Below are 11,791 nucleotides of genomic sequence, written 5' to 3'. Positions count from 1 at the left end.
ACTTGGTGGGAGAAGACTTAATTGAGACTGACTATTCGTCTTCCAAACGATGTTGCTTTTCATACCTTTAAGATACGAAAACCAATACTTTTTTTAAAATCTAAAACAATAAAAAAGAGACTGCCTTTTTAGACAGCCTCTTAATTAAAATTATAAAATTATATTTTAATACTATCCGAAATCTAAATCTTCAGGAGTATTATCATCTGTGTCATCATCTGTATCAGTAGAACTTGTATGTTTTGAACAATCTACATTAATAGATAAATTCTCTGGAGCTTCAAACTCATCTTTGGATATGTTTAATTCTTCATCTCCGTAACAGCTTTTCATATACAATCCCCAAATTGGCAAAGCCATAGAGGCGCCTTGACCGTAAGTAATGGTTTTAAAGTGGGCAGCTCTATCTTCTGCCCCTACCCAAACACCGGTAACTAAATTAGGTACCATACCCATAAACCACCCATCACTTTGATTTTGCGTTGTTCCTGTTTTTCCTGCAATAGGATTTGTAAGTTCGTAAGGATAACCAGTAATAACCTCTTTGTACTCTGGTCTATAGCTAGCCCAACTGTGTCTTAATCTAGTACCCGAACCTCCTTGAGTAACACCTTCCATAAGCTTAACTGCTACATAGGCGGTCTCATCACTTAAAACATCTCGCGTTTCTGGTTTAAATTGATATAAAATAGTTCCGTTTTTATCTTCAATACTTGTTACCATTACGGGCTTAGTATAAACGCCTTGATTAGCAAATGCGGAATATGCACCAACCATTTCGTAAACACTAATATCTGGAGTTCCTAAAGCTATAGATGGCACTGGAAGTATTTCAGACTCGACACCTAGCTTTTTCACTAAATCTGCAACTGTTTGAGGACCTACTTTATCCATTAATTGTGCAGTAATTGTATTTACAGAATTAGCCAATGCACCTTTTAAGGTCCTAGTTCCTCCATAGTCATTATCTCCCCCAGAGTTGCTTGGACACCATTTTTCTGGATTTCCAAATTTATTGGCTTCAATACAAAACGGGACATCTGGAAATTCATCACAGGGTGAATAATGTAATTGATCTATAGCTGCGGTATAAACAAATGGTTTGAAGGTGGATCCTACTTGACGCTTTCCTTGTTTTACCATATCGTATTGAAAGTGTCTGTAATTGATTCCGCCAACCCAAGCTTTTACATGGCCTGTTTGTGGATTCATAGACATCATACCTGTTCTTAAAAAAGACTTATAATAACGCATAGAATCTATAGGTTTCATAATGGTATCTATCTCTGAAGCTTTACCATCTTTCCATGCAAAAACACTCATTTTTACAGGCTTATAAAATGATTCTTCGATTTCTTTATCTGATTTCTTTAAATCGTATTTCAAGTGTCTCCTCCGTTCTGACTGCCTAATTCCTCGTTTCATTAAAGCATCAATTTCTTCTTTTTCAAGCTCTAAAAAAGGTGCTGTTGGATTTCTTTTGGGTGTGTTCTGATTAAAAAACTCTGCTTGCAACCTTAGCATATGTTGTTGTACAGCATTTTCAGCATAGGTTTGCATTCGCGAATCTATGGTCGTATAGATTTTTAACCCGTCGTTATATAAATTATATTTTGACCCATCTGGTTTTGGATTATTCTTAATCCAATCTTTCATAAAACCATCTAAATACCCTCTAAAATAGGTTGCAATACCCTCGCGATGTGATTCTGGAGAATAATTTAAATCTAATTCTGTTTTTTGAAGTGAATCTTTTAATTTCTCATCAATGTAATTATACTTATACATTTGAGCCAAAACCACATTACGTCTGTTTTTTACACCAACAGGGTTTCGCTCAGGTCTTGGGTTATATAAAGATGAATTTTTAAACATCCCAACTAACATAGCAGATTCTTTTAAACTTAAATTTTTAGGTTCTTTTCCAAAATATATGCGTGCTGCACTGCGAATACCATCAGCATTATTTCCAAAATCGTAGATATTAAAATACTGTGCAATAATCTCTTCTTTTGTATATTGACGCTCTAAACGTGTTGCTATAATCCATTCTTTTATCTTTTGAGTAATTCTTCCAAAGGTACTTCTAGAAGCCACTCCAGTAAATAATTGTTTTGCTAATTGCTGAGATACTGTACTTGCACCACCATCGCGCCCTAATGTAAAAATAGCTCTTAGTGTTCCACGAGCATCAATTCCAGAGTGTTCATGAAAACGTACATCTTCTGTTGCAATAAGAGCATCAACTAAATGCTGAGGAAATTCAGAATAATTTACAGGCGTTCTGTTATCATTTAAATAAAATTTACCTAAAGTTTGTGCATCTGATGAAATGATTTCAGTAGCTAAATGGGTCTTTGGGTTTTCTAAAACCGTATGATCTGGTAGATCACCAAAAATAGATGTGAGGAAAAAAATCAAGAAAATGGAGATAATACCTCCTAAAAAAACCATCCAAAACCAACGGATATATTTTGAAAAATCTTGAACTGCTTTTGTTTCTTTTTTTGCTTTTGCCATGAACTATAAATTAAAGAACACTTTGACTTTAGATTCTCTTAAAAAAAGACGAAAGACGCAGTGTGACAATTTTCTATTTATTATTTGGGTTTTCAATTCTAAACCCAACATCGGTTACACCATCTAATTCTATAACGCCATTTACCTTTCCATTTTCCCTCATAGCATGCTGGATATTAACGGTATATTCTCCTGTTTCATTAAAAATAACGTCTTCCTTATACCACAATTTATTTTCTTTAATATCTGTATAGCCTTCACCTAAAAGCTTTCCGTTTGGTTCTGCCATTCTATATTCTAAAGTATCTTTTATTGTTTTGCCGTGTGGAAAAAGCATTTCGACAATTAAATACAAATTGTTGTATTTGTATGCGTTTGTATTTCTTAAATTAACAAATAAATTATAGGCTTTTATCGAATCTGGTGGATTTATTTTAAAACTAACAATAGAATCTTTATGCCATCTATTAGGAACCGATTTGTAATTATCATAAACGCTATTAGAATCGCACGAAACCATAATAGAAAAACACGTTAAAAAAAACAATATGGCTTTATTTTTCAGCATTTTTACTGTTTTGTGGTTTTCTTTTAGTATTCTTTCTTCGTTTATTCTGGTTTGGATTTTTATTAGGTGTTGCACTTTTGTTTGATCCAGTATTCTTATTGCCTTGATTTCCTTTCCTTCTATTATTTCTACGTTTATTATTGCGTTTTGGACTATCAAAACGTGTTAAACTATCTTGACCCACAACGTTTTCAAAGACTTCTTTAGTATCTACTTCTATAAGATCTGAGGCATATTCTTCAAGGCTAGATACTTTTTTCTTTTGTTTATTTAATTCAATAATTTCGTTAGCTTGCTCTGTTGTAATTTTGTGCCAATTCATCCACTCCCCTTCATAAGCGTACCACATATGTCCTTTAAAAATATCTGTTTTTTGACATACTGCAGTTCCTTTTTGGGTATATAATTTTGTGTCTGTTTTAGGGAAACTTTTTAAGGCATCAAGATAAGTGTCTAACTCATAGTTTAAACAGCACTTTAACTTACCACATTGACCCGCTAATTTTTGCGGATTCAATGATAACTGCTGGTAACGTGCCGCTGATGTACTTACGGATCGAAAATCGGTTAACCAAGTAGAACAACATAATTCGCGTCCACAAGAACCAATACCACCAAGTCTTGCTGCTTCTTGTCTAAAGCCAACTTGTTTCATTTCAATTCGGGTTCTGAATTCTCTGGCAAAAACTTTAATTAATTCTCGGAAATCTACACGCTCTTCAGCTGTATAATAAAATGTTGCTTTACTAGCATCGCCTTGAAATTCGATATCTGAAATTTTCATTTGAAGTCTCAAATCGATTGCGAATTGACGTGCTTTCACCTTCATTGGCTCTTCTTTATCGCGTGCTACCGACCAAATATCAATATCCTTTTGACTTGCTTTTCGGTAAATTTTCAAGGTTTCCTCAGGCGTTTCTGAGATATTTTTACGCTTCATCTGAACACGTACCAATTCACCCGTAAGGGTAACCATACCAATATCATGACCCGATTTTGCTTGAGTTGCGACGATATCGCCAATACTTAATGTTAAATTTTCTGTATTATGGTAGTATTCTTTTCTGCCATTTTTATAACGTACCTCAACCCAATTAAAAGGTTTTTCGCCGTTTGGAAGAGACATGTTTGCTAACCAATCAAAAACGGTTAACTTATTGCAACTATCTGTACCACAAGTACCATTATTTTTGCAGCCTTTTGGAGAGCCGTCTTTAGTTGAGCAACTTGCGCAAGCCATATTTTTATATATTGATTCCGAATAGAACAAATGGTCTATCGAAAGATGGTTAATAACTATTTTTGAATCTCGCCCTACCTGTAAAGGCTTGATAATGAATTTTTAAAAATTTGTTTTTGAAAAGATTTTTTTAAAAAAACACCTTCTTGGACGTAAATATAAGGTTATTCTAAGAGACTATAAAGCAAAGCTTTTCTTAAATTTTTTTCAATTAAATTCAACTTTCTAATTAAGTTTATTAGACGTCGTACTAAGGGTCTTTTTAGATTTGAAAATATTAGAAAAAAGTAATTTACTCCTACCCATTTTTTTGCTAAAATCGTTAAAACCTTCTTTCCAAAAGCTTTTAGATGAAACATAGCAAAATGTATAGTCAAAAATTTACTGTAAAGCATTTGCCATATTGCTTCATAAATACTGTAAAAAATTAAAGTTCCTTAACTGATATAATTTTAACAGGACAAGCCTTTGCAGCATTATCACAGGTTTCAAAAATGAAATAGTCATAAGATTTTAAGGTAAAAAATCCTTTTTTTTCTTTTGAATGTAACAACACCGTTTTACCATCCTTTTTAGACATTTGAAACTGATTTGGTGCTAACTCCACGCAGTAGTTACAACCAATACATTTATTTCGTTGCAATGTAATTACTACCATTAAGCTTCTACTTTATTTTCAACAATTTTATAAAGTTTATCTGATTGACGGATTCTAAAAGGTAGTTTCATAGTTACCAAATCACCTTTAGTTCCCTCAGTTAATTTGGCATCGTTTACAAAAAACTCATCAATAACTAATTCCTGTGCTCCAGTTGTTGGGCCAGTAATTAATATAGTATCACCAACATTGATATTATAAGCTTCAATTTTAAATTCGCCCACTTTTGCTTTTGGAAAAAAATGAGTGCCTTTACCAATATACATTTTCTTTTGCGTAGCGTAAGACCCAGACCCTTTGCTCCATTCACCAAGTTTTTGTCCTAAATAGTAACCACTCCAAAAGCCTCTGTTATAAACAGTCTCTAAAGTTTGCATCCAGGAGATTACTTCTTCTTTGCTAAATGTGCCATTTTCAAAACTATCAATTGCTTCGCGATAACATTTAATGACTTTAGCAACATATTCTGGTGCTCTTCCTCTACCTTCAATTTTTAGTACTTTAATACCAGATTCGATAACTTCATCTAAAAAATCGATGGTGCATAAATCTTTTGGAGACATAATATATTCATTATCAAGTTCCATTTCAAAACCTGTTTCTTGATCTATGACCGTGTATTTTTTTCTACAATTTTGTTTACAAGCACCTCTATTTGCAGATGAGTTGTAAGCATGTAAACTCATATAGCATTTGCCTGAAACCGCCATACAAAGTGCTCCATGACCAAAAACTTCAATCTCTACTAATTTTCCTGAAGGTCCTTTTATTTGGTCTTTTTCAATTTGTTCGGTAATCTTTTTAACCTGTCGTAAACTTAATTCACGACTTAACACCATAGTGTCTGCAAACATGGCATAAAACTTAACCGTTTCAATGTTTGTTACGTTTATTTGGGTTGAAATATGCACTTCCATTCCAACCTCTCGTGCCGAAGCAATTACCGCTTGATCCATAGCTATTACAGCCGTAATATCAGCTTCTTTAGCTTTGTTTATCAAGATTTTTACAATAGATAAATCATGATCGTAAATAATAGTATTTAACGTTAAATACGTTCTAACATTTTTAGCTTTACATCGGTTAGAAATCTCTTGTAAATCATCTAAAGTAAAATTTATAGATGCTCTGGCTCGCATATTTAACTGTTCAACTCCAAAATAGATGGAATCTGCGCCATTGTCTAAGGCTGCCTGAAGTGATTCAAAATTTCCCGCAGGCGCCATTAATTCTATCTTTTGCATAACGCTTGCTTTAAATTTTATCAACTTTTAAAGTCTCAAAAATATTTCTCAAGTCCTTCTTATAAGGCAAATGGTCTGCACGTCCTTTTTTAAAAATATCGTTACTATTGCCTTGTCCCTTTCTAAGCGTTTTTTGCTCTTCAAAAGGTAAAGCGTGTATGTCCTTACAGTTTGTAGAACAGCAATTATTCATTTCTTCTTTACAGGCATCACATTGAATAAACAGCAAATGGCACGCATCATTGGCGCAATTGGTATGCACATCAAAAGGCGCTCCACATTGGTGGCATTGCGCAATCACATCCTCACTAATTTTTTCAGCCCTTCTTTCATCGAAAACAAAATTCTTACCTAAAAATTTATTTTCAAGATCACTTTCATTTACCTGTCTGGTATACTCAATAATCCCACCTTCTAACTGGTACACATTTTTAAAACCCTTATGCTTAAAGTAAGCACTCGCTTTTTCACAACGAATACCTCCCGTACAATACATCACCAAGTTTTTATCTTCTTTATGGTCTTTTAAATCGGCTTCAATAATGTCTAACGATTCTCTAAACGTATCCACATCAGGCGTTACCGCATTTTTAAAATGCCCAATTTCACTTTCGTAATGGTTACGCATATCCACCAAAACTGTTTTTTCATCCTCAATAAGTGCATTAAACTTATCTGCACCAACATGCACGCCTTTATTAGTCACATCAAACGTGTCGTCATTCAACCCATCGGCAACAATTTTATGTCGCACTTTCACTTTTAATTTTAAAAAAGACATGTTATCCTGCTCTACTGCAATATTTAAACGGATGTCCTTTAGAAAATCAATCGTATCCAAATGGGCTTTAAAAGCATTAAATCGATCTGCTGGCAAAGAAAGCTGACCATTAATCCCTTCCGTAGCCACATAAATACGTCCTAAAACGTCTAATGCGTCCCAAGTAATAAATAATTGATCTCTAAATTCTTGAGGATTTGTAATTTTAGCGTACTGATAAAAAGAAAGTGTTAATCGCTCCTTTCCGGCTTTCTCGATTAACTCTGCTCTCTCTTTTGCGCTTAACGTATTGTACAGTTGCATGCTATACTAATTTTTAAGGTTAAAGAAAATATTAAAATGCAAATGTACAATTTCTACATAATTAAAACAATTTGGGCGCTCCCCAAGGGTCGGGCTTTTCGTTATATCTTTTTTTGCCATAGGCGGCAGCAAAAAAAGGATGCCACTACAATCCCTAGCGCAGGTATCGGCAAGGGTCATTTCAAAACCTAAGCTTAAAATTCATCCATAAAAAAAGCACCTAAATAAAAATCTAGATGCTTTAATTAAGTTTAGAGTTAGTCTCAATTCAAAAATTCAATTGGTAAATTTGATAGCAAAATTTTTCCACTTTATTAACAAGATGCAAATTGTGCAAAAAGGTTGCGTCTTAAAATTGTATTGTGAAAAAAGATATAGTACTTTAGCATACAATTTTTCAGAAAACACAAAGAAATGAGCACCGACAAAGAAAAAGATGCAAAATTAAAAGCATTACAACTTACATTAGATAAACTAGACAAAGCCTACGGAAAGGGAACCGTAATGAAAATGAGCGATTCTGCCATAGTAGATGTAGAAGCCATTCCATCGGGCTCTTTAGGTATAGATATTGCTTTAGGCGTTGGTGGGTATCCACGTGGTCGAGTAATTGAAATTTATGGCCCAGAATCTTCTGGTAAAACAACACTAACGTTACATGCCATTGCCGAAGCCCAAAAAGCTGGAGGTATCGCTGCGTTTATTGATGCAGAACATGCTTTTGATCGTTTTTACGCTGCAAATTTAGGTATTGATATTGATAATTTAATTATCTCTCAGCCTGATAATGGAGAACAAGCCTTAGAAATTGCTGATAATTTAATCCGTTCTGGCGCTATTGATATTGTAGTTATCGATTCTGTTGCAGCCTTAACACCAAAAAGTGAAATTGAAGGTGAAATGGGAGACTCTAAAATGGGACTTCATGCGCGTTTAATGTCTCAAGCCTTAAGAAAACTAACAGCCTCTATTAGCAAAACCAACTGTACTGTGATTTTTATTAACCAATTACGTGAAAAAATTGGTGTCATGTTCGGTAATCCAGAAACAACAACTGGTGGTAATGCCCTAAAATTTTATGCTTCTGTAAGATTAGATATCAGACGTTCTACACAAATAAAAAGTACAGATGGTGCTGTTTTGGGTAATAAAACAAGAGTTAAAGTAGTTAAAAACAAGGTAGCTCCACCATTTAGATTAGCCGAATTTGATATTATGTACGGCGAAGGCGTATCTAAAGTAGGTGAAATATTAGATTTAGCTGTAGAACATGACATTGTAAAGAAAAGTGGCTCTTGGTTTAGTTATGATGAAACCAAACTCGGCCAAGGTCGAGATGCTGTAAAAGCCTTAATAAAAGATAATCCAGAACTTATGGATGAGCTTGAAGGCAAGGTTAGGAAAGCAGTATCAGAACAATAATTTAAAATCCCGTTAATTCGGGATTTTTTAATTAAAATAACTTCGTTTTTCACGCAACCTTATTATGTTTTTTGCATCTACATATTGCAAACATGTATTTAACCCCAAATTTATTTACCATGAAAAAGATTTTAGTTCTTTGCTTAACACTTGTATTTTTTGCATCTTGTAGTATTGATGATGATAATACAAGTTTCAGTTTTGAAGTATTAGCAGTTGAAAGTGTAGACATCCCTGATGCATTTATGTTAGGAGAGGTTTACCCAATTACAGTTTCGTATTTAAGACCTTCAACTTGTCATGCTTTTAAAGAGTTTTATTATTTAAAAGAAAATAATGAGCGTACCGTTGCTCCAATTACTTATGTTTTTGACAACAACGACTGCCAGACTCTTGAAGAAGACAATTTGGTTGAAGATACTTTTAATTTTCAAGTCACTAGTAACGGCTCTTACATTTTTAAGTTTTGGCAGGGTAAGGACGCTAGCGGAGAAACTCAGTATTTAACTATTGAAGTGCCAGTTATTGAGTAGTAAGTATTAATTAATACATGTTTAAAATTGAGTTTAAAACAACTCATAGAAAATTGTAAGGTTAATGATACTAAAGCACAAGGCGAATTATATAAACTCTTTTCGGGTAAATTATTCGCTATATGTTTAAAGTATTCACGAAACTATGCCGAAGCCGAAGATAATTTGCAAGATGCATTTTTAACAATCTTTAATAAAATTGAACAATATAAAAATAAAGGCTCTTTTGAAGGTTGGATAAAACGTATTACCGTAAACACCGTATTACAACGTTACCGAAAAGAAAAAGTGTTTGATATAATAAATGAAGATTCTATAGAGGATGTTGAATTGGAAGTTGATGAAGACACCATCTCCATAGATTATCTTTTAAAAATCATTCAAGAATTGCCAGATAGATACAGATTAGTTTTTAACCTATATGTACTTGATGGCTATTCACATAAAAACATAGCAGACATGCTAGAGATAAACATAGGAACTTCAAAATCTAATCTAGCTCGTGCTAGGTTTATTTTAAAGCAAACCATCGAAGATTATAAAGTAACACAACGCTCTCAATCATTATAAATGATTAATAAAAAACATATAGATAGATTGTTTCAAGAAGGTTTCAAAGATTTTGAAGCCACGCCTAGTGATGCTGTCTGGAAAAATATAGCAGCAACTCTAAGTGCGAAAAAGGGAAAACGCCGTGTTATTCCAATTTGGTGGCGTTATGCTGGTATTGCAGCCTTGTTACTGCTACTTTTAACTGTTGGCGGTATTTTTCTTAATGAAATAAATGAAGGTTCTACCAATCAAGTTGTAGATAATGAAAAGAATGCCCCTTTAAATGACGGTAACAAAACAAATACTATAGCTGTAGATAATAATACTCAGAATGATTTAAATGATTCAAATGATGATTTAAACACCCCTTCAAAAGTGCAATCTGAAACAATAACAGACAAAATCAATTTACCTAAAGAAGCTTCTATTGCTGAAACCTCTACTTCAAAAAATAAAAGTAAAACGAAGTTATCTTCCTCTGACAAATTAAATATCAATAAAAATATAGTTGATTCAAATAATACTGCTATTGCTAATAATGCTTCAACAGAAAAAAACAGTCTAAAAAATCTAGAAAAAACATCAGAAAATACAATTAATATCGCCAATACTTCTAAAAAAAACAACACGCATATAGATACTAATAAAAACGAATTGCCATTAGTAGTAAACAAAGAAAAAGCGAATACACTTATTAAAGAAACTTCAAAAGATAATACAGCTGTTGCAAACGCAAACGATAAAACTATTGATTACACTAAAACTGAAGAAAACAAACGTTCTATAGAAGACGCCCTAAACAATGCCAAAAAAGTTATTGAAAAAGACAACAACAACCTAAAAAACAGATGGAGTGTTGCTCCAAATATTGCACCCGTTTATTTTAATACTTTAAAAGATGGCTCATCCATAGACCCGCAGTTTAATAGCAACTCTAAGTCTGGTGATATTAATATGAGTTATGGTGTTTATGCTAGTTATGCTATAAACAAAAAGTTAAGTATGCGTTCTGGAATCCATAGTGTAAATTTAGGTTATAACACCAACGATGTTGTGGTTTTTCAATCTATAGGCATCAATACATCAAGTAGCGCTTTACAAAATATTAGCCCTGCTCGTGATAATATATCTCTTATTAGCTCAGAAACTATAAGTTCTGATACACCTACGGCAATAGCTTCATCTAATGCATCTATAAATCAAAATTTAAGATATATTGAAGTGCCTTTAGAAATTCAATACACCCTCTCTGATAAAAAATTTGGCGTAAACCTAATTGGAGGGTTTAGTTCTTTCTTTTTAAATAGCAACAAAGTATTTTATGAAGAAGACAATGGTAATAGAACCATACTTGGAGAGGCTAGTAACATAAATAAATTAAGCTATAGTGCAAATTTTGGATTGGGTTTAAACTATAAATTTTCTAAAAAATTCAATTTTAATTTAGAGCCTTTATTTAAATATCAATTCAATACATTTAATAATACTTCAGGTGATTTTTCGCCATTTTTTATAGGAGTATATACTGGATTTGCTGTAAAATTCTAGGTTTTTGGTTAGATCTAGATATGGGTTTTCATTTAAGCTTGAAAGCTCATATCAAAAAAGAAGCTGCTCGTCCCCTCGAGCAGTTTTTTTTATTTCGATTCTTTTTTACTTTGAGGGAAAAGCTGCTAAAACTAAATTTACTATTGGAATTAAAAACAGCCACTTTACAAATTTAGCATCATTCAATCTTCTAAAACCTAAAGTAATAAATGGGATTATAATAAAAATATTGATAACTAAAACGATTTTATTATTTATGTTAAACAGTCCCTTAAAAAAACCTATTAACCTGAGTTCGATTAATATTTAGATAAGTTTTAATAGTAAAAAAGATAGATTTTTAGTAAATTAAAGTACTGAAATTCAATTTATTAATCTAAAAACCTATCTATGTTTTGTTACTCTAAAATTACAGATTTATT

General features: G+C 32.9%; 10 protein-coding genes. 4 read left to right on the top strand and 6 right to left on the bottom strand.

Features of this window, described 5'->3' with window-relative positions; all coding sequences use genetic code 11:
• Positions 1 to 171: 171 nt before the first annotated feature.
• The 6 genes from P8K68_RS02790 to P8K68_RS02765 form a co-directional block, all read right to left on the bottom strand.
• Positions 172 to 2,520 (bottom strand): transglycosylase domain-containing protein, encoded by a 2,349-nt coding sequence (locus tag P8K68_RS02790; protein ID WP_300247981.1) that lies wholly within the window; start codon positions 2,518 to 2,520, stop codon positions 172 to 174.
• Between the two features lie 73 nt (positions 2,521 to 2,593).
• On the bottom strand, positions 2,594 to 3,088 hold the full coding sequence (locus P8K68_RS02785; RefSeq protein ID WP_300247979.1) for a gliding motility lipoprotein GldH: 495 nt from the start codon (positions 3,086 to 3,088) through the stop codon (positions 2,594 to 2,596).
• Positions 3,075 to 4,328 (bottom strand): regulatory iron-sulfur-containing complex subunit RicT, encoded by a 1,254-nt coding sequence (gene ricT, locus P8K68_RS02780; RefSeq protein ID WP_300247977.1) that lies wholly within the window; start codon positions 4,326 to 4,328, stop codon positions 3,075 to 3,077. The genes P8K68_RS02785 and ricT overlap by 14 nt, the downstream gene beginning before the upstream one ends.
• Before the next feature lie 427 nt (positions 4,329 to 4,755).
• Positions 4,756 to 4,986 carry a ferredoxin gene (locus P8K68_RS02775; protein ID WP_300247975.1) on the bottom strand — a complete coding sequence of 77 codons (231 nt, stop codon included), beginning with the start codon at positions 4,984 to 4,986 and terminating at the stop codon, positions 4,756 to 4,758.
• Entirely contained in the window at positions 4,986 to 6,230 is a 1,245-nt protein-coding gene (locus tag P8K68_RS02770) for a peptidase U32 family protein (protein WP_300247973.1), read from the bottom strand. Before P8K68_RS02770 ends, P8K68_RS02775 begins: the two co-directional genes overlap by 1 nt.
• A gap of 10 nt (positions 6,231 to 6,240) precedes the next feature.
• The gene (locus P8K68_RS02765) at positions 6,241 to 7,314 is read right to left on the bottom strand and encodes a rhodanese-related sulfurtransferase (RefSeq protein WP_300247971.1); all 1,074 of its coding nucleotides are present in this window, start codon (positions 7,312 to 7,314) and stop codon (positions 6,241 to 6,243) included.
• Between the two features lie 414 nt (positions 7,315 to 7,728).
• Between P8K68_RS02765 and recA the strand changes: the two genes are divergently transcribed.
• From recA to P8K68_RS02745, 4 genes are all read left to right on the top strand, one after another.
• The gene (gene recA, locus P8K68_RS02760) at positions 7,729 to 8,736 is read left to right on the top strand and encodes a recombinase RecA (RefSeq protein WP_300247969.1); all 1,008 of its coding nucleotides are present in this window, start codon (positions 7,729 to 7,731) and stop codon (positions 8,734 to 8,736) included.
• Positions 8,737 to 8,855: 119 nt separating this feature from the next.
• Positions 8,856 to 9,269 carry a hypothetical protein gene (locus tag P8K68_RS02755; protein WP_300247967.1) on the top strand — a complete coding sequence of 138 codons (414 nt, stop codon included), beginning with the start codon at positions 8,856 to 8,858 and terminating at the stop codon, positions 9,267 to 9,269.
• A gap of 27 nt (positions 9,270 to 9,296) precedes the next feature.
• On the top strand, positions 9,297 to 9,839 hold the full coding sequence (locus tag P8K68_RS02750) for a sigma-70 family RNA polymerase sigma factor (protein ID WP_300247965.1): 543 nt from the start codon (positions 9,297 to 9,299) through the stop codon (positions 9,837 to 9,839).
• Entirely contained in the window at positions 9,840 to 11,369 is a 1,530-nt protein-coding gene (locus P8K68_RS02745) for an outer membrane beta-barrel protein (RefSeq protein ID WP_300247963.1), read from the top strand.
• Positions 11,370 to 11,791: the final 422 nt, after the last annotated feature.

It is taken from the genome of Algibacter sp. (assembly GCF_029245835.1).
Lineage (GTDB): Bacteria > Bacteroidota > Bacteroidia > Flavobacteriales > Flavobacteriaceae > Algibacter_B.
Note: the sequence above shows the minus strand (reverse complement) of the source record. Positions and strands in the feature narration are given on the sequence as shown.